Origin of the sequence: Pseudomonas sp. R9.37, from assembly GCF_963878885.1 — a bacterium.
Taxonomy (GTDB): domain Bacteria; phylum Pseudomonadota; class Gammaproteobacteria; order Pseudomonadales; family Pseudomonadaceae; genus Aquipseudomonas.
Map to the genome: position 1 here is coordinate 16977 of NZ_CAWNZA010000010.1, position 24289 is coordinate 41265.

At 61.5% G+C, this 24289-nt stretch carries 22 protein-coding genes and 1 pseudogene; 11 read left to right on the top strand and 12 right to left on the bottom strand.

The annotated features are described in order from the left end of the window. From AACU78_RS06445 to AACU78_RS06455, 3 genes are read right to left on the bottom strand one after another with little or no spacing between them, the layout of a single operon-like run. Positions 1-1236 (bottom strand): c-type cytochrome, encoded by a 1236-nt coding sequence (locus AACU78_RS06445; RefSeq protein ID WP_106580344.1) that lies wholly within the window; start codon positions 1234-1236, stop codon positions 1-3. Between the two features lie 2 nt (positions 1237-1238). After that, a complete protein-coding gene (locus AACU78_RS06450; RefSeq protein ID WP_106580345.1) occupies positions 1239-1778 on the bottom strand; it encodes a (2Fe-2S)-binding protein in 540 nt (179 codons plus the stop codon). Continuing rightward, a complete protein-coding gene (locus tag AACU78_RS06455; protein ID WP_106580346.1) occupies positions 1771-4602 on the bottom strand; it encodes a xanthine dehydrogenase family protein molybdopterin-binding subunit in 2832 nt (943 codons plus the stop codon). The genes AACU78_RS06450 and AACU78_RS06455 overlap by 8 nt, the downstream gene beginning before the upstream one ends. A gap of 230 nt (positions 4603-4832) precedes the next feature. Between AACU78_RS06455 and AACU78_RS06460 the strand changes: the two genes are divergently transcribed. Beyond that, positions 4833-5489 (top strand): acyl-homoserine-lactone synthase, encoded by a 657-nt coding sequence (locus tag AACU78_RS06460; RefSeq protein ID WP_256587061.1) that lies wholly within the window; start codon positions 4833-4835, stop codon positions 5487-5489. A 49-nt stretch (positions 5490-5538) separates the two neighbouring features. Here the strand turns inward: AACU78_RS06460 and AACU78_RS06465 are convergent, their stop codons facing one another. Next, entirely contained in the window at positions 5539-6264 is a 726-nt protein-coding gene (locus tag AACU78_RS06465; RefSeq protein ID WP_106580348.1) for an autoinducer binding domain-containing protein, read from the bottom strand. A 431-nt stretch (positions 6265-6695) separates the two neighbouring features. Here AACU78_RS06465 and AACU78_RS06470 point away from each other — a divergent pair, with 431 nt between their 5' ends. From AACU78_RS06470 to phzG, 7 genes are read left to right on the top strand one after another with little or no spacing between them, the layout of a single operon-like run. Beyond that, positions 6696-7187 carry a PhzA/PhzB family protein gene (locus tag AACU78_RS06470; RefSeq protein ID WP_106580349.1) on the top strand — a complete coding sequence of 164 codons (492 nt, stop codon included), beginning with the start codon at positions 6696-6698 and terminating at the stop codon, positions 7185-7187. Between the two features lie 25 nt (positions 7188-7212). After that, entirely contained in the window at positions 7213-7704 is a 492-nt protein-coding gene (locus AACU78_RS06475) for a PhzA/PhzB family protein (RefSeq protein WP_106580350.1), read from the top strand. 23 nt (positions 7705-7727) lie between these two features. Further along, positions 7728-8930: a 3-deoxy-7-phosphoheptulonate synthase gene (locus AACU78_RS06480; protein ID WP_106580351.1), complete on the top strand. Its 1203-nt coding sequence runs from the start codon at positions 7728-7730 to the stop codon at positions 8928-8930. A 15-nt stretch (positions 8931-8945) separates the two neighbouring features. Next, entirely contained in the window at positions 8946-9569 is a 624-nt protein-coding gene (locus AACU78_RS06485) for an isochorismatase family protein (RefSeq protein ID WP_106580352.1), read from the top strand. A 20-nt stretch (positions 9570-9589) separates the two neighbouring features. Beyond that, on the top strand, positions 9590-11479 hold the full coding sequence (locus AACU78_RS06490) for an anthranilate synthase family protein (RefSeq protein ID WP_371924204.1): 1890 nt from the start codon (positions 9590-9592) through the stop codon (positions 11477-11479). Positions 11480-11481: 2 nt separating this feature from the next. Then, positions 11482-12318 carry a PhzF family phenazine biosynthesis protein gene (locus AACU78_RS06495; protein ID WP_106580354.1) on the top strand — a complete coding sequence of 279 codons (837 nt, stop codon included), beginning with the start codon at positions 11482-11484 and terminating at the stop codon, positions 12316-12318. Further along, the gene (gene phzG, locus AACU78_RS06500; protein WP_106580355.1) at positions 12315-12983 is read left to right on the top strand and encodes a phenazine biosynthesis FMN-dependent oxidase PhzG; all 669 of its coding nucleotides are present in this window, start codon (positions 12315-12317) and stop codon (positions 12981-12983) included. Before AACU78_RS06495 ends, phzG begins: the two co-directional genes overlap by 4 nt. Before the next feature lie 10 nt (positions 12984-12993). On the opposite strand, the gene AACU78_RS06505 is transcribed toward phzG, so the two are convergent. The 6 genes from AACU78_RS06505 to AACU78_RS06530 form a co-directional block, all read right to left on the bottom strand. Continuing rightward, positions 12994-13611 carry a dTMP kinase gene (locus AACU78_RS06505; protein WP_106580356.1) on the bottom strand — a complete coding sequence of 206 codons (618 nt, stop codon included), beginning with the start codon at positions 13609-13611 and terminating at the stop codon, positions 12994-12996. A 185-nt stretch (positions 13612-13796) separates the two neighbouring features. Next, entirely contained in the window at positions 13797-15029 is a 1233-nt protein-coding gene (locus tag AACU78_RS06510; RefSeq protein ID WP_106580357.1) for a phosphopentomutase, read from the bottom strand. After that, positions 15026-16333, bottom strand: coding sequence for a thymidine phosphorylase (gene deoA / locus AACU78_RS06515; RefSeq protein WP_106580358.1), 1308 nt, complete (start codon positions 16331-16333; stop codon positions 15026-15028). The genes AACU78_RS06510 and deoA overlap by 4 nt, the downstream gene beginning before the upstream one ends. 10 nt (positions 16334-16343) lie before the next feature. Further along, positions 16344-17609: a NupC/NupG family nucleoside CNT transporter gene (locus AACU78_RS06520; protein WP_106580359.1), complete on the bottom strand. Its 1266-nt coding sequence runs from the start codon at positions 17607-17609 to the stop codon at positions 16344-16346. A 54-nt stretch (positions 17610-17663) separates the two neighbouring features. Further along, positions 17664-18062, bottom strand: a complete 399-nt coding sequence (locus tag AACU78_RS06525; RefSeq protein ID WP_256587063.1) for a cytidine deaminase — start codon at positions 18060-18062, stop codon at positions 17664-17666. Between the two features lie 315 nt (positions 18063-18377). Next, positions 18378-19283, bottom strand: coding sequence for a LysR family transcriptional regulator (locus AACU78_RS06530; protein WP_106580361.1), 906 nt, complete (start codon positions 19281-19283; stop codon positions 18378-18380). Positions 19284-19433: 150 nt separating this feature from the next. Between AACU78_RS06530 and AACU78_RS06535 the strand changes: the two genes are divergently transcribed. Next, positions 19434-19631: a tautomerase family protein gene (locus tag AACU78_RS06535; RefSeq protein ID WP_169366682.1), complete on the top strand. Its 198-nt coding sequence runs from the start codon at positions 19434-19436 to the stop codon at positions 19629-19631. A gap of 50 nt (positions 19632-19681) precedes the next feature. Then, positions 19682-20032, top strand: a pseudogene (locus tag AACU78_RS06540) (putative quinol monooxygenase); the annotation flags it as partial. Here the strand turns inward: AACU78_RS06540 and AACU78_RS06545 are convergent. Continuing rightward, a complete protein-coding gene (locus AACU78_RS06545) occupies positions 20025-21344 on the bottom strand; it encodes an LLM class flavin-dependent oxidoreductase (protein WP_106580364.1) in 1320 nt (439 codons plus the stop codon). The pseudogene AACU78_RS06540 and the gene AACU78_RS06545 overlap by 8 nt on opposite strands. Before the next feature lie 23 nt (positions 21345-21367). Then, entirely contained in the window at positions 21368-22324 is a 957-nt protein-coding gene (locus AACU78_RS06550; protein WP_106580365.1) for an ABC transporter substrate-binding protein, read from the bottom strand. 317 nt (positions 22325-22641) lie between these two features. Here AACU78_RS06550 and AACU78_RS06555 point away from each other — a divergent pair, with 317 nt between their 5' ends. After that, the gene (locus AACU78_RS06555; protein WP_256587064.1) at positions 22642-24249 is read left to right on the top strand and encodes an efflux transporter outer membrane subunit; all 1608 of its coding nucleotides are present in this window, start codon (positions 22642-22644) and stop codon (positions 24247-24249) included. The last annotated feature ends 40 nt before the right edge of the window (positions 24250-24289 follow it).

A 24289-nucleotide genomic window follows, 5' to 3' on the forward strand; every position in this document is an offset into this window, starting at 1 on the left:
TCAGTGCGCCTTGTGCTCGGCTGGCGGTGCATCGGCCTGAAGCTCCTGCACGTCGCTGACCGCCAGCTCACTCGACTGACCGCCCCAACCCTGGCGCAGATAATTGAGCAGATCGGTCAGCTGTGCCGGAGTGAGCTTGTCGGCAAAGCCGGGCATCGGTTGCATGCGTTCAAAGCCGGTGAATGTCTGCTCGCCGATGCCGTCTTCGATCACCCGCAACAGGTTGCGCGGATCTTCCAGGCGCAACGTGGTGTTGCCGCGCATGGCCACCGCGATGTGCGGCTTGCCCTCGCCGTTCGGCGCGTGGCAACCGGCGCACACGTTCAGGTAATCCTGACGACCGCGTTGGGCGCTTGGGCTCATGTTGTCGAGTGGCACCTCGCTCAGCACTTTGGCAGCCGGGGCGGGATCGCCGAGCAGATAGGTGGCCATCGCCGCCAGGTCCGGGTCACTGAGGCCCTGGGTGCTGTTGTGGAACACCGGGAACATCTCGTTGAACATCGTGCCCTGGGCGCTCATGCCGTGCTTGAGGAAGGTGCTCAGGTCTTGTTGATTCCAGCCGCGAGCGGCCAGGTCAGTGGCCAACAGGCTCGGTGCCAAGTAGCCGTTGAGCAGGCCGCCGGTCAGGCGTTTGTCCTGCTGCATGGCGCCAGGCAACCCGCGTGGGGTGTGGCATTCGCCGCAGTGCCCGAGCACTTCGACCATGTATTCACCCCGCTTGAAGGTGTCGCTTTTGCCCTCGGCCGGCGCGAGTTTCACGTCTTTGCCGTAGAGCAGGTTCCAGCCCATCAAGCCCAGACGCACGTTGAACGGAAAACTCAGGCGAGTGACCGGCGCCGCACGTTCAATCGGCTCGATGGTTTTCAGGTACGCATGGATCGCGTCCGAATCTGCGCGCGGCATCAGATGATATGAGGTGTAGGGCATTGCCGGGTACAGGTTCGCACCATCGCGGCGTTTGCCTTCGGTCAGCGCGGCGAAGAATTCGTCATCGTTGTACACACCAATGCCGTGCGCTTTGCTCGGGGTGATGTTGGTGCCGTAGATGGTGCCGAACGGCGACACAATCGGCAGGCCCCCCGCAAACGGCGCGCCGCCCGGTGCGGTGTGGCAGGCCATGCAGTCAGCGGCGCGGGCAAGGTATTCGCCGCGCTTCACTTGATCGTCCGCGTGCGCCAACAACGCCGGCGCAGCCAGACCAACCGCCAATGCCAGGCGGGAAAGTAGATGCTTCATGCTTAACCCTCCTTGACCAGGCCGAGATCGGTCAGCACGTTGCGGGTCGCGTTGTAGTAACGCACGTAGCCGGTGCAGCGGCAGATGTGGTGACCGAGGCTGTCCTCGATGACTTTTTCCAGCTGGCTTTTAGCGATGGGCTGACGCTGCAGCTTCTCGACCAGTAGGGTCGCGGCATTGACGAAACCCGGCGCGCAATAGCTGCACTGGAAGGCGAATTCGTCGACGAAACGCTGCTGGATCGGGTTCAGTTGAGTGACGTTGCCCTGCTCGTCGCGGGTCGCGTGCCCCTCGATGGTCCGCACTTTTTTGCCTTCGAAATAGTGGGCGCCGGTGATGCAGGTGCGCACTTCTTCGCTGGTGCCGTCCGGGTTGTCGAGGATCACCACGCAGGCGTGGCAAATGCCCTGGCCGCAGCCGAGCCGCGAACCGGTGAGGTTTTTGTATTCGTGCAGGTAGTCGATCATCGGCAGGTCATCAGGGATGTCCACCGGGCCGACGGATCGACCGTTGAGGGTCAGTTGAAACGGACGGTTAGCCATTGAGGGCCTCCTTGATGCGCGCAGAAGTGATAGGCAGGTCGCGGACACGTTTGCCGATGGCGTGGGCCACGGCGTTACCGATAGCGCCGACGATCGGGATCATCACCACTTCTGCGATGCCCTTGGACGGGTCGCTCGGCGACAACGGCGGCAGGATTTCAGCCGTCTGGTTCCACACGGCAACGTGTCGGGCCATCGGCAAGCGGTAACGGTTGAAATTCCAGTCACCCTCCCCCGGCCCGCCTTCGTACAGCGGCATCTCTTCCATCAACGCATGGCCGATGCCCATGGCGATCCCGCCTTCGAGCTGCCCCTTGACCAGCTCTTCCACCAGCACCCGACCGCACTCGACCCACGAGTGGTGGTTGAGCACTTGCACTTCGGCGGAGCCCTTGTTCACTTTCAACTCCACCAGCGTCGCGACCGGGCTGTAGTAAGTCACCGCCGCGTTGTTCAACTGGGTGTCCGGGTAGTGGACGTTCTGGCGATCCAGCAGATGGAAACCGTTGCTGGTCATCTGTGCCAGTTTCGCCTTCGGCGCGCCGTCGCCGTACTTCACCGCCAAAGCATCCAGGGGCAGACGCTCGCGCACGCCGTCGATGCTGTACTCGGCCTCGGCCCAGCTCCAGCGGTTGAAGCCGTGCACAGTAGCGCCGGTCACCAGGCCCTTTTCGTGCGCGTACCTGGCCAATTGCTCAAAACTCAACGGCTGCATGCCGTTGGCGGTGAGTTTGCCGTCGACCCAATGCGCATCTTCGCGGCGTACCACGTACGGGTTGGCCTGGCCGCCGTAAGGGCCTTGGCCCCAGATCTGCAACGCTGCCGGCCACAAGCCGTGGTTGAACAGCACCCGTGAGGCTTCACGGGTGGCGTGGCTGAAGTAGTACGCGGAGTTGGTCGCCGACGAGGCCGACGCCAGTTTGCCGACCCAACGCGGGTTGCGCAAAAAACTATCCTGTTCGGCCTGGCTCATGGTGTACGGGTTGCCGCCCGTGGTCAGTTGCAACTCTTTCCATTCGGTTTCGCCGGTCTTCACTTGCGTGGCCGGAATGCCGATGAAATCGGCCACCACCAGGGCTTGCGAGGTGGACATGCCGGTGCCGATTTCAATGCCGATATGGCGCAACGTCACGTGCCCTTCAGCGGTGAATTCGATGCTGGCCATCGGCGCCTCGGAACCGGTGCCGAAGTCTTTTTGGCAGATGGCAAAACCGACGCCATACCAGTGATCCGGGTCAGCGGCTTCGCGTGTCTTTTTGATCAGGTCGCGATTTTTCCAGACGTCATGGGCAGCTGCCTTGTCGAGAATCTCGTGCAAGCGCAATGCGCCGGCCGGCACCGCGCCCTGGGTGTTTTTCATGCCCGACAGCATGGCGTTTTTCTTGCGCAGGTCGATGGCGTCGATGCCGAGACGGCCGGCGATTTCGTCGACCATCATCTCGGTCGACGCCATGCTTTGCAGGGTGCCGTAACCGCGCATCGAGCCCGCTTCAACCGCGCGCGAATGGTAGGCCGTGACCTGCAGGTCGTTCTGCGGCATGTAGTAGATCGACTGCGCTGCCGTGGCGCCAACCGCCGCCACCGAAGGGCTGTAGTTGATGCGCCCGCCGCCATCGACGTTCATCTCGGCGCGGAAAATTTGGAAGCTGTGATCGTTTTTGTCCACCGCCAACTGGTAGCGGATGTCGAACGGGTGACGCTTGATGCCGCTCTGGAACTGCTCATAGCGGTCGTTGGCCAGGCGCACCGGCACACCCGCGCCGTACAACGCGGCGAGGGCTGCGTAGTAGACAAAAATGTTGTGGTCCTTGGAGCCGTAACCGACGGTGTAGCCCGGGTGCATGTTCAGATTCGCCAGGCCGAAGCGCGATGGCGCAATCATCTTCGCGGTTTCGGTGGCCGCTTCCAGCGGGCACTGGGTGGCGACGACAAAGTGCAAAGTCTTGGTGGCCGGGTCGTACCAGCCGTTGCCGTTGTCCGGTTCCATCGCGGCCGGTTCAATCGACGGGGTTTTGTAGCGCTCGTCAAACACCAGCCAGTGTTCGGGCGGCGCGTCGATTTGCTGCTTCATCCGGTCGGCGTAAAACAGCCCGCGCTCGGTGAGGTTGCCGTGCAGGTCCGGCTGGGAATTCCACACCGGACGACGGTTTTTCAGCATCGGGAACAGGATCGAATCCTTGAGGCTGGCGAATTCATCTTCGTCCGCCGAGGCCGCACCGCCAACGCGTACATAGCGGAAGCTGCCATAGGGATCACGTTCGTAATACGGCGCAGAGGCGCCGTAACGGATCGCTTTGTCATTGAATTTGAGTTTGGCCTTGGCCTGCCGGAACCGCTCGAAGTCGTTCCAGATCAGGATCGCCACCGGGTGACCGATGAACATCGGCACCTGGCCTTCGGGCAACAGCGGATCCGGCGCGTGCTCTTCCGGGAAGACGATGCCGTCTTTGTCCAGGTCGGCGGCCGTCACGATGCGGTCAGGTTGCAGGTCGGCGCCAAGCCACGACAGATCGTAGCCGGCGTAGATGCGATCGGCCTTGGTGGTTTTCAGCAACAGGGCGTGGCCCTGTTGCTGCGGCCAGCCCGGCATGTCCTTGGAACGGATGTCGCGGGCAAAGACTTTGCTGCCGCAGACCTTGGACAAGGCGTCGTTACGCGAGCGCGCCTTGCCATTGTTGCCGAGCCATTGCTCGGACGGCACGGTCACGCTGTTTTCCATCAAGGCAGCCAGCGCCTGGGTGCTGAGCGGTGTAAGCGTCACGCTCACACCCGCCACCAGCCCGCCCTGAAGGAACGAGCGCCGGGAGATATCACGGTTGGACATGGATCATCCTCTGGGCGGTTATAGGTCCGCCCTTATGGTTATGTTCTGGGGATCTCGGGTCTGGCAGAAGCGCTTTTGCCGGAACAAAAGGCTGTACGTGGCAGTGCAAAGCTGACCGAAAGGTTAACTTTATAGGTTTATGCGTCAGCCGCAAACAAGCTGTTACAAAAAATTGACCGAAGAATCAAATCTGCGAACCGCATGCCAACGCCACCTACAAGATCTTGTAGGTGCCAAGCCTGTGCAAGTCCTCTATAAAAATCGCACTCACCCCCACCCCCAAGGAGCTCCGGGCCATGCACATGGAAGAGCACACGCTGAGCGCAATGAGCGACGAGCTCAAACTCAGGCTAGGCCGCTTTCGGCACGAGCAATTTGTCGAGAAACTCGGCTGGCGGCTGCCTGGCCATCCGCACCAGGCGGGTTGTGAATGGGATCAGTACGACACCGAGCATGCGCGCTACCTCTTGGCGTTCAGCGAGCACCGCGCCATTGTCGGCTGCGCGCGTCTGATACCCACCCCATTCCCCAATCTGCTGGAGGGTGTTTTCAGCCATACCTGCGCTGGCACGCCGCCCAAGGATCCTGCCATCTGGGAAATGACACGCTTCACCACCCGCGAGCCGCAATTGGCCATGCCGTTGTTCTGGAGAAGCCTGAAGACCGCCAGCCTGGCAGGCGCCGATTTTATTGTCGGCATCGTCAACAGCACGATGGAGCGCTATTACAAAATCAACGGGGTCAACTACGAACGACTGGGACCGGTCACCGTGCACCAGGACGAAAAAATCCTCGCGATCAAACTCTCGGCTCATCGTGAACACCACCGGGGCGTCCGCCCGCCTTCAGCCTTCATGCCCGGCGCACTGTTGAAAGACACCGCTTGATACCGGCCGAGTCATCCTTTGGGAATGGCTCGGCGGCAGTCGATGAACCTCAGATATACCCCAGCGCCACCGCGTAAGACACCGCCTGCACACGGTTGCTGGCGCCGATTTTGCGTTGGATATTGCGGTGATGGTAATTCACGGTGTCGGTGCACACGCCCATGATCACGCCAATTTCCTCGGAGGTTTTGCCGTCCGCGGTCCAGCGCAGCACATCACACTCCCGTTCGCTGAACTCGACATCCGTGTTGAACACACGAACGTCATTCTCCAGTTCAGAAATTTTCTGGTGGGCCGCCGCGGCAAACGCTTTGGTCACTGGCTTCAAGGCTTCGAACTCCTGAGGGCTGATGACGTTGTCCTTGCGTGCGATGCTCAACACCCCTACCCGGCCCTGGGTGTTGAACGAGGGTTGCGCCAGGCCATGGCACAGACTCGAATCGTTGGCCTCAGACCACAGCTCAGGGCACCCCTTGAATAGCTCATTGCTCCACAAAATGGGGGCGGACGAGACTTTGCTGTGTTTCACCGTGGGGTCAATCGCCGCGTAGTTCGCTGCCTGGTATCGCGCTATCCAATCCTTGGGATAATTGCTGTACATATACGTTTTGGGCCGCATGAACGGCGTTGCGCTGCACATGCCATAGGCGAAAAAATCAAACTGCAGTTCACGTAAAGCCCTCAATGCAACAGCCGTAAATTCCTGCATGTTCATAGTTTGCGCAAAGATACTGTAAAAATAAGCATCCCATCCCAACAGCTGTCCTAATTCCATTTGAACACCACTCGAGTTGGAAACGAGTCGTGAGACTAGACGAACCTGAACTCATGTCAATACACAACGTTCGAAGGTTATAGACCGCTTCGCAATAGCGAAGGGTTTATTGTGCCTAACGAACTAACTAGCCATAGGCCATTGATAGCCTCGCGATGTTAGCGGGCCATCGGTACGGTTTGGCCGACGAACGAGCCGGTTGATTCATAATAGTGCAACACACCCTCCGATGGATTTGCATCCAACCCGTTCACGCACCCGCCGCTACAAGATCTGGTAGTTCCTGCCGCAAGAAGTGCCGGTGTATAAACAACACGCCTCAGCACGCTCTCACCCTTCACAGTTAAAACCTGTCAATACTGACGTGCGTTATTAACTAAATATTTACTTGATTTTCAAAAATATTAATCAAACTAAGGAGAACATGGCCCATGTCGGTTTCGCTTTGCGCCAGTGGCTTTAATGATCAGCTTGAACTTCGCCGAAAAAACCGCGCCACCGTGGAACAGTACATGCGCACTCATGGCAAAGATCGCCTGCGTCGGCATGAACTGTTCACCCCGGATGGCAGCGGCGGTTCGTGGAACACCGAAACCGGTGAACCCCTGGTATTCAAGGGCCACGCGAAACTTGCCGCCCTTGGCGTGTGGCTGGAGCAATGCTTCCCAGACTGGCAGTTTCACAACGTGCGGGTGTTTGAAACCGACAACCCCAACCACTTCTGGGTCGAAAGTGATGGCCGTGGCAAAACCCTGGTTCCCGGCTATCCGGAAGGTTATTGCGAAAACCATTACATCCATTCTTTCGAATTGGACAACGGCAAGATCAAGCAAAACCGTGAATTCATGAACCCCTTCGAACAACTGCGCGCCTTGGGCATTCCGGTGCCAAGCATCAAGCGTGAAGGTATCCCCGCCTCATAAACCCTTTCATTATTGGAGAGTGAACATGCCTACTCATGCAGTGCGACAACTAACCGCTCACGACAGCAGCGAACTTCGCCGCAAGAACCGCGCCACGGTCGAGCAATATATGCGCACCCATGGCCAGGATCGCCTGCGCCGCCATGAACTGTTTACCGAGGACGGTTCGGGTGGCTTGTGGACCACAGACACCGGCGCGCCCATTGTAATCAGTGGCAAAGCCAAGTTGGCCGAACATGCTGTTTGGTCACTCAAGTGCTTCCCGGATTGGGAATGGTACAACGTCAACGTATTTGAAACCGACGACCCCAACCATTTTTGGGTCGAGTGCGATGGCCACGGCAAGATCCTCTTTCCAGGTTATCCCGAAGGGTATTACGAGAACCACTTCCTGCACTCCTTCGAGATGGAAGACGGCAAAGTAAAACGCAATCGCGAGTTCATGAACGTCTTTCAACAACTGCGCGCCTTGGGCATCCCCGTGCCGCAAATCAAGCGTGAAGGCATTCCTACTTAATCCTTTGGGAGAGTAATCGCATCATGGAAGACTTACTGAAACGGGTTCTAAGTTGTGAAGCGTTCCAGCAGCCTCAATGGAGCGAGCCCTCACAATTGCATGACGCGCAGGCCTACCTCAGGGACAGCGCATCGCTGATTCGCGTCGAAGACATCCTGGTGCTGCGTGCCACCTTGGCCAGGGTGGCGGCGGGCGAAGCGATGATCATCCAGTCTGGAGACTGCGCCGAGGACATGAATGAAAGTGCTCCCAGCCATGTGGCCCGCAAGGCCGCGGTGCTGGACATCCTGGCCGGTGCGTTCCGGCTGGTGACCCAGCAACCGGTGGTGCGCGTCGGGCGGATTGCCGGGCAGTTCGCCAAGCCGCGTTCCAACAACAGCGAGCGCATCGGCGATGTCGAGTTGCCGGTGTACCGCGGTGACATGGTCAACGGCCGCGAAGCGGTCTGCAACCATCGCCAGCATGATGCACAACGCCTGGTACGAGGCTATCGCGCGGCCCAGGACATCATGCACCACCTGGGCTGGAAAGAACCCGCCAGCAAGGAACAGCTCAGCGGCTCTCCCGCCTGGACCAGCCACGAAATGCTGGTGCTCGACTACGAATTGCCGCAAGTGCGCAAGGACGAACAGGGCCGGGTGTTTCTCGGCTCAACCCACTGGCCGTGGATCGGCGAGCGTACCCGTCAGTTGACGGGTGCTCACGTGGCACTGCTCAGCGAAGTGCTCAACCCGGTGGCCTGCAAGGTCGGCCCGGACATCACCCAGGACCAGTTATTGAGCCTGTGCGAGCGCCTGGACCCACGGCGCGAGCCCGGCCGCCTGACCCTGATTGCGCGCATGGGCGCCCACAAAGTCGCTGATCGCCTGCCGCCACTGGTTGAAGCGGTGCGCCACGCCGGGCACAAGATCATCTGGCTCAGCGACCCGATGCACGGCAACACCATCGTCGCGCCCTGCGGCAACAAGACCCGCATGGTGCAGACCATCACCGAGGAAATCACCGCCTTCAAACATGCCGTGACCTCGGCCGGTGGCGTGGCTGCCGGCCTGCACCTGGAAACCACCCCTGATGACGTCAGCGAGTGCGCCTCCGATGCCGCCGGCCTGAGCCAGGTGGCCAGCCACTACAAAAGCCTGTGCGACCCACGCCTGACCCCTTGGCAAGCCATTACTGCAGTGATGGCCTGGAAAAACCTGCCCTCCTCCACCCTTGCCTACCTTTGACTGGAGTTTGTCGCCATGACTGGCATTCCATCGATTGCCCCGTACGCCCTGCCTACTGCCCGCGACCTGCCCGTCAACCTCGCGCAATGGCGCGTCGACCCCGAGCGCGCCGTGCTGTTGGTGCATGACATGCAGCGTTACTTCCTGCGGCCCTTGCCCGATGCCCTGCGTGAGGCCGTCGTGGCGAATTCCGCGCGCATTCGCCAGTGGGCTGTCGACCACGACGTGCCGGTGGCTTACACCGCTCAGCCAGGCAGCATGAGCGAGGCACAGCGCGGGCTGCTCAAGGATTTCTGGGGCCCTGGCATGAAGGCCAGCCCCGCCGACCGCGAGGTGGTCGACGCGCTGACGCCCAAGCCGGGTGACTGGCTGCTGACCAAGTGGCGCTACAGTGCATTCTTCAACTCCGACCTGCTGGAGCGCATGCACGCCAACGGGCGCGATCAGTTGATCCTGTGCGGGGTGTATGCCCATGTCGGGGTACTGATTTCTACCGTGGATGCCTACTCCAACGATATCCAGCCGTTCCTTGTTGCCGACGCGATCGCGGACTTCAGCAAGGCGCACCACTGGATGGCGATCGAATACGCCGCCAGCCGTTGCGCCATGGTCATCACCACCGACGAGGTGGTGCTATGAGCCAAGCTGCCGCCCGCCTCATGGAACGCATTCTGCAGCCGGTGCCCGAGCCGTTTGCCCTGTTGTATCGTCCCGAATCCAGCGGCCCGGGGCTGCTGGACGTGCTGATTGGGCAGATGTCGCAGCCGCAGGTCCTGGCCGATATCGACTTGCCTGCCCCCTCAATCGGTGCCCCGCGCCTGGATGTACTGACGCTGATTCCCTACCGCCAGATTGCCGAACGCGGCTTTGAGGCGGTGGACGATGAGTCGCCGCTGCTGGCGATGAACATTACCGAGCAACAGTCCATCGGCATTGAACAGTTGCTGGGATTGCTGCCAGACGTGCCGATCCAGCTCAACGGCGAACGCTTCGACCTCAGCGACGCCCGCTATGCCGAGATCGTCAGCCAGGTGATCGCCAACGAAATCGGCTCAGGGGAAGGCGCCAACTTCGTGATCAAACGCACCTTTATGGCGGAAATCAGCGAGTACGGCCCCGCCAGCGCGCTGTCGTTCTTTCGCCATCTGCTGGAGCGCGAGAAAGGTGTTTACTGGACCTTCATCATTCACACCGGCAGCCGCACCTTCGTGGGCGCCTCGCCCGAGCGGCACATCAGCGTCAAGGATGGGCTCGCGGTGATGAACCCCATCAGCGGCACCTACCGTTACCCGCCCGCGGGGCCCTGTCTGACGGACGTCATGGCCTTTCTGGCCGACCGCAAGGAAGCCGATGAGCTGTACATGGTGGTCGATGAAGAGCTGAAAATGATGGCGCGCATTTGTGACGACGGCGGCCACGTTCTCGGTCCTTACCTTAAGGAAATGACGCATCTGGCCCACACCGAATACTTCATTGAGGGCAAGACCCGACGCGATGTGCGCGACATCCTGCGCGAAACCCTGTTCGCCCCGACCGTCACCGGCAGCCCGCTGGAAAGCGCCTGTCGGGTCATCCAGCGCTATGAGCCGCAAGGCCGCGCGTACTACAGCGGCATGGCCGCGCTGATCGGCAGCGATGGCAAAGGTGGACGCTCCCTGGACTCGGCCATCCTGATTCGCACCGCCGACATCGATAACAGCGGCCAGGTACGCATCAGTGTGGGCTCCACCATCGTGCGTCATTCCGAGCCCATGACCGAAGCCGCCGAAAGCCGCGCCAAGGCCGCCGGCCTGATAGCGGCCTTGAAAAACCAGGCGCCCTCGCGCTTTGGCAGCCATCTGCAGGTCCGCGCAGCGCTGGCCAGCCGCAATGCCTACGTCTCGGACTTCTGGTTGATGGACAGCCAGCAGCGCCAACAGACCCAGGCCGATTTCAGCGGGCGCCAGGTGCTGATCGTCGATGCCGAAGACACCTTCACCTCGATGATCGCCAAGCAGCTGCGGGCCCTGGGCCTGATAGTGACGGTGTGCAGCTTCAGCGATGAATACAGTTTCGACGGTTACGACCTGGTGATCATGGGCCCAGGCCCCGGCAACCCGAGTGATGTTCAGCTGCCGAAAATCGACCATCTGCACGTGGCCATCCGTTCCTTGCTCAGCCAGCAGCGGCCATTCCTCGCGGTGTGCCTGAGCCATCAGGTGTTGAGCCTGTGCCTGGGCCTGGAGCTGCAACGCAAGGCCATTCCCAATCAGGGCGTGCAAAAACAGATTGACCTGTTCGGCAACGCTGAGCGGGTGGGTTTCTACAACACCTTCGCCGCACAGAGTGCCAGTGACCGCCTGGACATCAACGGCATCGGCACCGTCGAAATCAGTCGCGACAGCGAGACCGGCGAGGTGCATGCCTTGCGTGGGCCGTCGTTTGCCTCGATGCAGTTTCATGCCGAGTCGCTGCTGACCCAGGAAGGCCCGCGCATCATCGCCGACCTGCTGCGTCACGCCCTCATTCACACGCCTGTCGACAGCAACGTATCGGCCGCCGGGAGATAACCATGCACCACTACGTCATCATCGATGCCTTCGCCAGCGTCCCGCTGGAAGGCAACCCGGTCGCGGTGTTCTTCGACGCCGATGATTTGCCGGCGCCGCAAATGCAACGCATCGCCCGAGAAATGAACCTGTCGGAAACCACCTTCGTGCTCAAGCCACGCAACGGCGGTGATGCGCTGATCCGGATTTTCACCCCGGTCAACGAACTGCCCTTTGCCGGCCACCCGTTGCTGGGGACGGCCATCGCGCTGGGCGCGCACACCGACAATCACCGGCTGTACCTGGAAACCCAGATGGGCACCATCGCCTTTGAACTGGAGCGCCAGAACGGCAGCGTGATCGCCGCCAGCATGGATCAGCCGATACCGACCTGGACGGCCCTGGGCCGCGATGCCGAATTGCTCAAGGCCCTGGGTATCAGCGACTCGACCTTTCCCATCGAGATCTATCACAACGGCCCGCGCCATGTGTTTGTCGGCCTGCCGAGCATCCAGGCCTTGTCGGCTCTGCACCCTGACCACCGTGCGCTGTCGAGCTTTCACGACATGGCGATCAACTGTTTCGCCGGCGCCGGGCGGCGTTGGCGCAGCCGGATGTTCTCACCGGCTTACGGCGTGGTTGAGGATGCGGCCACCGGCTCGGCTGCCGGGCCGTTGGCGATCCATTTGGCGCGCCATGGCCAGATCGAGTTTGGCCAGCAGGTGGAGATCTTGCAGGGTGTGGAAATCGGCCGCCCTTCCCTGATGTTTGCCAGGGCTGAGGGCCGCGCCGATCAACTGACGCGCGTCGAAGTCTGCGGCAATGGCGTCACCTTCGGGCGGGGGACCATCGTGCTATGAACAGTTCATTACAAGGTAAGCCGCTGCTGGGTAAAGGCATGTCCGAATCCCTCACCGGCACACTGGATGCACCTTTCCCCGAGTACCAGACACTGCCCGCCGACCCCATGAGTGTGCTGCGCAACTGGCTGGAGCGCGCACGGCGCGTAGGCATCCGCGAACCCAGGGCGCTGGCGCTGGCCACCGCCGACGGCCAGGGCCGGCCCTCGGCGCGCATCGTGGTGATCAGTGAGATCAGCGACACCGGGGTGTTGTTCAGCACCCATGCCGGCAGCCAGAAAGGCCGTGAGCTGAGCCACAACCCGTGGGCGTCGGGCGTGCTGTATTGGCGCGAAACCAGTCAGCAGATCATCCTCAATGGCCAGGCCGTGCGCTTGCCGGATGCCAAGGCGGATGAGGCGTGGCTCAAGCGCCCGTATGCCACGCATCCGATGTCGTCGGTGTCTCGCCAGAGCGAAGAACTGCAGGATGTTCAGGCCATGCGCAACGCCGCTCGCGAACTGGCCGAAGGCCAAGGTCCACTGCCGCGTCCTGAGGGCTATTGTGTGTTCGAGTTGCGTCTTGAATCGCTGGAGTTCTGGGGGAATGGGCAAGAGCGGCTGCATGAGCGGTTGCGCTATGACCGCAGCGATAACGGCTGGAGGGTGCGGCGTTTGCAGCCCTGACTGCACAAAACTACGAACATCGAAGGACGCTGTAGATCTCAGAAACCACCTGAGCCGTGGCGTCCTCGATCGTTGTTTCATTACGGCATAAAACCCAGCCGTGATCGGTCATCGCGCGCTCGAACGCCTGAGTACACGCGACATGCTCTTGCAGCTTGTGCATCACGGTACTGCTCAGCCCACGCCGTCGCTCGGCTGCCCTCGCCCAAGAAATTTCAGGGGCGGTGACCACGCCGACATGCAGGTCGGGCACTTGCACGTTTCGATCAATGTTCAACTGCAGAATGTCTGCAAACCCGACGATCCGGCGAAACGCTGCATCAGAGGGGTACCAGCGATCAATCAAGATGATGCTACCGGCGGGCTGTCTGGCCAGTACGTGCCGGGAAATCCAGGCACGGCTATCAGCAAAGCGCTCACACACCCTCAGCTCCAACTCCCGGCTGGGGTGTCTGACGAGAGTGTTAACCAGGGCCATGGTTTCCGCCCTGTAGGGGTCGCTTTTTTGCTCGCTGAGTCGGATCACCTTTTGCTTGTCTGCCCTCAGCACTTGGGTCACAGCTTCCAAAAGCGTGGTTTTACCAGTGCCCTTGGGGCCATCGAGAGAAACAAACAGTGGACGACTCATACTTCACATAATGATTGGTAGCGGTTTATTGGGCTCTGTTCGTTCGCTGGAGCCGCCTGGCGCGACGACGCGAATCGAGTGCGGAGCCCATATGAACAGACATTACTGAAGGCGTCGATGAACAATTGGCAAACCCGCCATCAAGCTACCCCGCCCAATTCCAAAGCACGGGGTGCCAGGCGGACTCAAGGGTGATCCTTCAGCAGAAACGAAGTCCCCCACGCCAACGGCGCCAAGCCCAAATGTGCCGCCAGCGTCTGGCCGATATCGGCAAAGCTGCTGCGCTCGCCCAGCCAGCCAGCCGCAACGCCTGCGCCAAAAGCCAAGACCGGCACATGCTCACGGGTATGATCGCTGCCCGGACGCGATGGGTCGCAACCGTGGTCGGCGCTGATGATCAGCAACGTCTGTGGGTCCATCAACGCCAATAATTCCGGCAGCCTGCGGTCGAACGCTTCCAGCGCGGCAGCGTAGCCGGCCAAGTCGCGACGGTGCCCGTAGAGCATGTCGAAGTCGACGAAATTGGCGAACACCAGGCTGTTGTCCGGCGCTTGCTGGTAAGCCTTGAGCGTGGCATCGAACAGCGCGTCGTTGCCATCTGCCTTGTACAACCGGCTGATGCCGCGGTGCGCGAAGATATCGCCGATCTTGCCCACCGCCTGCACGCTGCCGCCGGCTTCGCACAAATGATCCAGCAGCGTCGGCGACGGCGGTGGCACCGTGTAGTCGCGACGATTGCCGGTGCGGCGAAACTCGCCCGCGCGCTCGCCGGTGAACGGCCGGGCAATGACCCTGCCGACGGTGTATTCATCACACAAATCGCGCGCGATTTCACACACCCGGTACAGCTCATCCAGCCCGAAATGGCCTTCATGGGCGGCGATCTGCATCACGCTGTCGGCCGAGGTGTAGCAAATCGGTTGCCGGCTGCGGATGTGTGCTTCGCCCAATTCGTCCAGCACCGTAGTGCCCGAGGCATGGCAATTACCCAAAACACCCGGCAACCCGGCCCGCTCAATCAGGTCGGCCAGCAGCTTGGGCGGAAACGACTCGACCGGCCGCTCGAAATACCCCCAGTCGAACAACACCGGCACGCCCATCATTTCCCAATGCCCGGACGGTGTGTCCTTGCCTGAGGATTGCTCGCGCGCATGGCCGTAGGCGCCGACCGGGGCAGCGTCGCCCCAGTGGCCCGGCAACGGTCCGTCACCGCTGGCCGCGGCGGCGGCGCCCAGGCCCAGGCGACCCAGATTTGGCAACCACAGCGGCCCCCGACGCAGTGGCCCATCGGCCTCACCGCGGGCACATGCCTGGGCGATATGGCGCAAGGTGTCGGCGCCGGTATCGCCAAAAACAGCAGCGTCGGCACTGGCGCCGATGCCCAACGAGTCCAGCACCAATACGATGGCTTTGCTCATAGGATGTCCTGGATCAAATCACGTGAGGCCAGGCTCGAACCGCCTGACCGATAGGCGGCGCGCAAGGCGGATGCGCCCTGCGCGGCCTGCTCTGGATTGCGCGCGTGAACCCAGCCCAGCGGCCGTTGCGCGTTCACCTGTTCACCAACAAAGGCCAACTCGCTGAAACCCACGGACAAGTCCAGCACATCGTCGGGATGACTGCGCCCACCGCCCAATGCCACCACTGCCAGGCCCACCGCCCGGGTATCGATCTCGGTAACGCAGCCCTCTTCCTCGGCCCACACCGGCACCGACACGGCGGCCTTGGGTAAATGCGCTTCAGGGTTTGCCGTGAAGCCCGGCGGGCCGCCCAGAGCGACGACCATTTGCTCGAAGCGCTGCAAGGCTGCCCCGCTCTGCCAGGCCTGAAGCAATTGATCACGGGCCTGAGCCTCATCCCGCGCCAAACCGGCCATCGTCAATGCCTGGGTGGCCAGCGCCAGGGTCACCGCCCACAGGCGCTCACTGCGCACCTCGCCCTTGAGCAAGGCGACTGCTTCGGCAACCTCCAGGGCGTTACCGGCACTGCGGGCCAGGGGTTGATTCATGTCGGTGATCAGCGCGCGGGTATTGACCCCGGCACCGTTGGCCACCGCGACGATGCTGGCGGCCAGTTCGCGTGCCTGTTCCGGCTCGGCCATGAAGGCGCCGTTGCCGGTTTTCACATCCATGATCAGTACGTCGAGGCCGGCGGCGAGTTTTTTGCCGAGGATCGACGCGGTGATCAGGTCAATTGACTCCACCGACCCGGTCACATCGCGGATTACATACAAGCGCTTGTCCGCCGGCGCCAGGTTGGCGGTCTGGCCGATGATGGCGCAACCGACGTCGGCCACCACCGCGTGCAGGCGTTCGGGGCTGGGTTGGCAGTCGTAACCGGGAATGCTCTCGAGCTTGTCCAGGGTGCCGCCGGTATGGCCTAGCCCACGCCCGGAAATCATTGGCACGTAGCAACCGCAGGCCGCCAGCAACGGCGCGAGCAGCAAGCTGATCATGTCGCCGACGCCACCGGTGGAATGCTTGTCCACGACCGGCCCCGGCAGGTCCCACTTCAGCACTTGGCCGGAATCGCGCATCGCCTCGGTCAAGGCCAGGCGTTCGCTCACGTCCATGCCCTTGATGAACACTGCCATGGCGAACGCCGCCACCTGCCCATCGCTGAGGCTGGCGTCGGCAATGCCGGCGACAAAGCGTTGAATGTCCATTGCGGCCAGGGCGTGCCCGTCGCGCTTACGCCGAATCACTTCTTGTGGCAACCACATACTGTGCTCCTTACAGCGAAATGAAAAAGCCGACAATCGCCGCGCTCATCAGGTTAGAAAGCGTGCCGCCGATCATCGCCCGCAAGCCCAGCCGCGCGAGTTCCTCACGGCGTTGCGGGGCGATCCCCGTGAGGCCGCCCAGTTGAATGGCAATCGAAGACAGATTGGCAAAGCCGCACAGGGCGAAGGTGACGATCACCTGGGTGTGCACCGACAACAGCGGCACGCCGGCTTCGGCGGCTTTGGCCGGGGTCAAATAGTTGGCCAGGTCGGCGTAGGCGACAAACTCGTTGAGCACCAGTTTTTCGCCGATAAAACCGCCGGCCATGACCGCCTCATGCCACGGCACCCCGAGCAGAAAAGCGATAGGCGCCAGCACGTACCCAAGGACCAGTTGCAAGGTCAATTGCGGGTAGCCAAACCAGTTGCCCGCCCAGCCCAGAAGCCCGTTGAACAGCGCGATCAACGCGATAAATGCCAGCAGCATGGCACCCACCGACAAGGCCAGGCGCAAGCCAACCTGGGCGCCATCGGCGGCGGCGTCGATGATATTGGTGGGGCGATTCTCGGCCTGGCCCAGCTCCTCGATCACCTGTTCGGTGCGGGCGGCTTCGGTTTCCGGCTCCATGAGTTTGGCCATCAACAGAGCGCCCGGTGCCGACATGAAGCACGCCGCGATCAGGTACTTGAGCTCCACGCCCAGCCCGGCATACCCCAGCAGCACCGAGCCGGCCACGGCGGCGAAACCACCGACCATCACCGCGAACAACTCAGAGCGCGTCAGCTTGGCAATGAAGGGCCGTACCACCAGCGGCACTTCCGACTGGCCGATGAAAATCGCCGAGGTCACCACCATCGACTCGATGCGGCTGGTGCCCAGCAACAGGCGCAAAGTGCCGCCCACCAGCCGGATGATCCAGCCCATCACACCGATGTAATATAGCACCGAGATAAAGCTGCCGAAGAACACGATCATCGGCAACACCCGGATGGCGAACACAAAACCACCACTGCCGAACACTTCAAACATATGCGGCGAGCTCAGGCCGCCGAACAGAAACTCGATGCCTTTGTTAGCGTATAGCTGCAGCGACGCCACCGCCCCTGACAGCGAGGCGAGCACCGTCTGGCCCCACGGCACGTAAAGCGCAAACGCGCCGATCAAGACCTGGATCAAAAACGCCACCGAAACCGTGCGCCAGTTGATCGAGCGTCGTTGATGAGATAAAGCAATGGCAATGAGAATAAGCGTCGCTATTCCGACAAGACTGATCATGCAGGCGTCTCAACAATGGACCACGCGAATGCAGACCCGAAGGCCTGCCCAGGGTTAGAAAGCGTCGAAGGCGCCCGGCAGCAATTGCTCCAGGGTCCAGGTGCGCGTGGCGGCCGGGTCACTGCCCTGACAGATCACCACCGCATCCTTGGCCATCAACTCCAGCATCACCTGGCGGCAGGCACCGCAAGGGCTTATCAGTGAAACGTTGGGTGCATAAACAGCCATGGCTTTGAAACTGCGCGGGGCATGGCCCTGGCTGATAGCGCTGAACAAGGCGCTGCGCTCGGCACAGTTGGTCAGCCCGTAGGAGATATTTTCCACGTTGCAACCCTGTACCACCTCACCGTCGGCGGTCAGCAATGCCGCACCCACGGGGAAATGGGAGTAAGGCGAGTACGTGCTCTGGGCGGCACGCTTTGCCTGTTCCATCAAACGCTCTTCAATTGTCATGCACCGGGTCATCCCATCTTATTGCGAGCACGTCCAGGGCGGGCGTGACGCTATTGTGGTGTTATTTAAATAACAATTGATGTGAATATTCAATCTTTTTCTGCGCCTGTGAACGCACGTTCATGATGCCCGCGCAATTGCAGCGCACCACCTATCGCCTGAGCGGTCGCTGATCGCCTCCTTGCACACCGCGCAGCACGCGGAAACTGCGCATGAGGTAACTGGCGTTGGCAGGTTCAAGCACACCGATCTGAGCTGGCCGACCAGGCACGAATGAAGTAAGCCGGTCGAAAAGTCGATTGCGGTTTTATTCACCTACAACGGCCACTGCGCACACCGCTTGACCAGCTCATCCACCACGTACCTCACCTTCGGCCGCAAGTGCGATACCTTCGGCCACACGGCATGTACATCAACGGCTTCCGGTTCGTAGGTGTGCAGCACCTCAACCAGGCGCCCCGCGTCGATATCGTCCTGGAACAGGCTGCGCGGCATCTGGCACAGGCCAGTGCCGGCGACCGCCGCCAGAATCATGGCTTCGCCATCGCCAATCTGATGCGCGGCGGGAGGCGCGTACCACTGCGTACGCCCTGCCTGCATGACTCGCCAGGCCAAAGGCTGGCCACGTCGATGCCCGACAATGCAGCGGTGATGGCTCAGGTCTTCAAGGGTTTGAGGCATTCCAAACCGTGCCAAGTAACCGGGCGCGGCACAAATGGCCCAGCGTTGGCGCGTCAACCGCCGCGCTACCAGCCCACTGGTGTCCGGCAATTCGCCGAAGCGCACCAGCAAATCAATCCCCTCTTCGAACGGGTCCACCAAGTGATCGGAAAACGTCAGGCTCAATTGCAGCGCGGGGTATTTATTGGCGATCTCGAACAGCAAGGGCGCAACCACGCGACGCCCGAAAGCCACTGGCACATCGACGCGCAAGCGCCCCGAAGGCTCACCCCCATTGGGGCCCAAGCCACTTTCGGCGGTGCCGATTTCTTCCAGTGCCGTAGAGCACGCCAGGTAGTAAGCCTCGCCATCGGCGGTGAGGGAAATTCGCCGTGTGGTGCGATGAAACAGCTGCGTGCCCAAGCGCTCTTCAAGGCGTGCGATGGCTTTGCCCACGGCAGATTTCGACAGGCCCAAGCGCTCCGCAGCCTGTGTGAAGCTGGCCGAACGCGCGGCGACGACAAAGGTGATAACACCCTGGAAGGAATCGATAGGGACCATGCCGCACCCGCTGATTGTAGAGTTTTAGTCTACCCAGACTATAGCCAGAGGCCGTTTATCGCCAGCTTGCTCAACAGTAGGATGGCCTCAGTCACATAGCGGTGCACATGGCGCACTGCTCCCAGATCAATCTCTCAAGAGGAATACGTCATGCCCGTCGTACGAGTGAGCTGGTTCGAAGGTAAAGAACACGCGCAAAAAGCCGCAGTTGCCGCCGACATCACCGAAAGCATCGTCAAACACACCGGCACTGATGCCAGTTACATCTACGTCATTTTTGAAGACGTTGCGCCGTCCGATTGGGCCGGTGCCGGCAAACTCTTCGCAGGCGCCCCCGACAAGTCTTGAGCGCCTCCCACTCAACAGGCGCCGCCTGGCGCCTCTGACGGAAACCCAGCATGCACCCTTATATTTCCTGTTTGTTTACCCTTGAAGTACAGCCCGCAGCGTTCGCCGAATTCAAGGCGCTGATCGCCACCATCGTCACGGCCACCCGTGCCGAGCCCGGCACCCTGATTTACGAATACAGCGCACATGAGGATACCCGCACCGTGCATATCCTCGAGCGCTACAACGCTGATGCCGTGGTCAGCCACGTCGACACCACGTTTGCACCCTTCGGCCAGCGCTTCCTGGAACTGTGCAGCATCACCAGCCTGGTGGTGTACGGCACGCCGGACGCCGAGATCCGCAAGCGCCTGGACCCATTCGGCGCGGTGTACATGACCCCGTTTGACGGCTTCAGCCGCCAAACTGCGGAATCTCCAGCCCCAAACTCTCGCGCAACGTCGTCCCCTCATACGCCGTGCGATACACCCCGCGCGCCTGCAGCAACGGTATGACTTCCTGCGTAAACCGCGCGAACTGCTGCGGATGCCCAATATAGATATTGAACCCATCCACCGCCCGCGCCTGGAGCCATTCCTCCATCTTTCGTGCAACCGTGTCCGCCGTGCCCACAAACGCGCCCGGTCGCAGTTGGCGACCAAACTCTACTGCTTGGCGCAGCGTGAAACCTTTCTCCCGTGCCTGGTCGGCAATGCGCTTGGCATTGGTGAAAAAGCTGCTGCGCGCTGCTTCCAGGCTCTCTTGCGGAAACGGGGCATCGAGGTCGTATTGGCTGAAATCATGCCAGCCGAAATTGCGCCCGAACTCCTTCAGCGCCAGCTCGAAACTGTGATCGGCGTGATGGTAGTGCTGCTCGATTTCCCGCGCGTGCTCATCGGTGTCGCCCACATAGACCTCGGCGCCGGGCATCACCAGCAATTGCTCCGGGTCGCGCCCCCGTTGCGCCGCCCTGCCCTTTATATCGCGGTAAAACGCCTGGCCCTGTTCGATGCTGGCCGCGTGGGTGAAGATCACGTCCGCCGTGGCGGCGCCCAGGTCACGACCTTGCTCTGAGTCGCCGGCCTGGAAGATCACCGGCTGGCCTTGCGGCGAGCGTTGAATGTTCAGCGGGCCGACCACCGAAAAATGTTCGCCCTTGTGGTTCAGGCTGTGCAGTTTGCTGGGGTCGAGGAACTGGCCGGTTGCACGGTCACGCACGAAGGCGTCTTCCTCGTAGGAGTGCCACAGGCCTTGTACCACCTGGACGTGCTCGGCGGCGCGGCTGTAGCGCGTGTCGTAATCGTAATGTTCGTCGCGGCTGTAATTGCCGGCGGTGCCTGCGTCGCCGCTGGTGACCACATTCCAGCCGGCGCGGCCTTTGCTGATCAGGTCGAGTGAGGCCAGGCGCCGGGCCACGTTATAGGGCGAGTTGTAAGACGTGGTCAGCGTACCGACCAAGCCCAGATGCCGCGTGCTGACGGCCAGCGCAGAGAGCAGCGTCAGCGGTTCCAGGCGGTTCAGGTAGTGGGACGGCGAGCCCGGTGTGATGAATTGGCTGTCGACGATAAACATCAGGTCGAACAGCGCCGCCTCGGCCTGGCGGGCAATGTCGATGTACCAGTCGACGTTGACGCTGGCGTCGGCCGGCAATTGCGGGTCGAGCCATAGATTGTGGCGGCCCGGCCCACCACACCCCATGGTCAGGGCGCCGAGTTTGAGCTGTCGTTGGGTCATGTCAGAAGAGTTCCTTGAAGCGTTCACGGCTGGGTTTGGGCGACGGCGGGTTGCAGCGAGGCCGAGAAGGAATCATCGAACAGGCTCGCTGCGGAGTAAGACTTGACCAGGCCTAGGCTCGCGAAGAAGTCCACGGTCTTTTGCGCCTCGACAGGCGACTGGGCCGTCAGGGGCTCGACCGTCGTGCGCGCTCGTGCAAACCAGGCGCGTGCGATGTCGGCGTCGGCGCGGGTGCGCTTGGCCCACGCATCGGCATACGCGTCAGCGTTGGCCGGGCTTTGGCGCGTCCAGTCACGGGCCTTTTTCAGGCGCTGGAGGAAGTCACTGATTTGCGCGCGTTTGGCCTCGACAGCCTTGGCATTGGCGGCGATAAAGCTCTGCGCCGGGATCAAGCCTTCAGCGGTTGCGAGTACCCGCGCCCCTTGGCGTTCCTGTTGTGTGACGTAGGGTTCCCAGGTGGCGATGACGTCAACCGAGCCACCTTCCAACGCATGGGAAGCGTCGAGTGCGCTGAGGTAGCGCAGCTGGAGTGAGTCGCGCGGGACGCCGGCTTTGTCCAGCGCGGTAAGCAGCAATTGCTGGCTCCAGGAGCCCTTCCAGACCGCCGCACGTTTGCCGGCAAGGTCGGCCAGGCTGTGGATCGACGAATCCTTTCTGACCAGGATGGCCACGCCGTCGAGGTTTTGCCGGCTGACGGCAATCACCTTGATCGGTGCACCCAATGCGCCCAGGAACAGCACCGGCGCGTCCCCCAGCAAGCCGATATCCAGGCTGTTGGCATTCAGCGCTTCGGCGACCGGCGAGCCTGCGGTGAATTGCTTCCATTCAAGCGTGTACGGCAGGTTTTCGAGCACGCCCGCCGCTTCCATCACGGCTTGCGCGTTGTAGCTTTGATCGCCCACCACCAGCGTTTGCGCGTTCGCGGTCAGGCACAGCAAGGTGGCGGCCAACCCGGCCGCCAGTGTTGTCAGGTAACGCACGTTCGTCTCCAGATGCCTGGTCAGGCATGCAAGTCGATCCGCGCGTGCGGTCTCGGCAGTGTCAGTAGGGGTTCATACGATGCCGTTATAAAGACCACCTGTAAAATACTTATAACGCATAACCTAATTCACAAATAATGCAACTTAAGCATTTTCACGCGGCGCGCGTTGCGCCGGCACATTGCACAGTGCCCTGCGCCACCTACACTGGTTGAAACCGCGGCACCTCGCGGCCTTCTCAAGCCGCCCGGTCGGACGCAGCCGCACGCATTGCTCAACCATGACTGCCGTTGGCCAACTGATTAATCCGAGTAAATATGAAAGAGCAGCTTCGCCAGCGTGCACCCGCAGTGGTGCCAGTCCGCACCCCGTTTCGACATGCCTGTTTGCTGGCGCCGCTGAGCCTGCTGTGCCTCGCCCTCGCCGGCTGTACCGTGGGGCCCGACTTCACACGGCCCGACGTACCGGCCAATGCCGGCTTTGCCAAGAACCCACTCACGACCACCGCCCAGGCGGACATTGACGCCGGTGGCGCGGCGCAGCGGCTGATCGCCGGGATGGATATTCCTGGGCAATGGTGGACGCTGTTCCGCTCGCCTTCCCTCAACGCTCTGGTCGAAGAAGCCCTGCGCGCCAACCCGGACGTCAGCGCCGCGCAAGCGGCACTGCGCCAGGCCAACGAGCTGGTGTATGCCGACCAGGCGTCACTGTTTCCGTCGGTGAGCGCCAATGTGCAAAAAGCCCGCGAGAAAGTCTCCGGCGTGACCTCGGGCATCCCGGAGTCACCGATTCTCACAGTGAGTTCGGCGTCGCTGAGCGTTTCCTATGCGCCTGACGTGTTTGGTGGCACCCGCCGGCAAATCGAATCCACCACCGCGCAAGCAGAGTACGAGCGCTTTCAGCTGGAGGCAACTTACCTGACCCTGACCTCCAATGTAGTCAACACTGCGGTCAGCCTGGCGTCGTTGCGTGATCAGGTGGCCGCCACCGAAGAAATCATCACACTGCAGGGCGGTCAGCTCGACCTGCTGCAAGCTCAGCGCCGACTGGGCGCCATCGGCGATAGCGACGTGCTCACGCAGCAAACCGCACTGGCGCAAACCCGCGCAACCTTGCCGCCGCTGCAAAAGCAATTGGCACAGACCCGCAACCAATTGATGGCGTACCTGGGGCGCTTTCCAAACCAGGATCAAGGCGAACGCTTCAATCTGGCCTCGTTGCATCTGCCAGAAGAGCTGCCGGTCAGCCTGCCCTCGGCCATCGTCGGCCAGCGCCCGGATGTGCGTTCGGCGCAGGCGCAACTGCATCAAGCCAGCGCCAACATTGGCGTGGCCGTCGCCAATCAGTTGCCGCAATTCAGCATTACCGGGTCGTTGGGTTCCACGGTGGCAAGCGGCACCAAGCTGTTTTCGGCGGGCAGCGGTGTCTGGAGCCTGGCGGGTTCGATTACCCAGCCGATCTTTGACGCCGGCGCACTGGAGCATCGCAAACGTGCGGCCGTGGCTGCCTACGACGAGTCCGCCGCGCGCTATCGCGGCACGGTAATCACCGCCTTTCAGGATGTCGCCAACGCGCTGCGGGCGCTGGAGGCGGACGCCGATGCGCTGAATCAGCAGGTCGTGGCCGAACACTCCGCGCAAGCCAACCTTGACCTGGTGCAAGCCCAGTTCCGCCTAGGCGCGGTGGCGTATATCAACTTGCTCACGGCCCAGCAAACCTACCAAAACACCGTGCTCGCCCGCGTCAAAGCCCAGGCCGCCCGCTACAGCGACACCACGGCGCTGTTCCAGGCGCTGGGCGGCGGCTGGTGGAACCGCACGGATGTGAACCCCGCCACCCAGGGCACGCCGGACCGCTTCGGCCTGCCGTCGTGGCAAGAGATCATGCCGGCTCACAGTAAAGCCGCGCCCGACTTGAATCATTGAAACAGTGAGAACTCCCATGGCTGACGTTCAGACCGCCTCT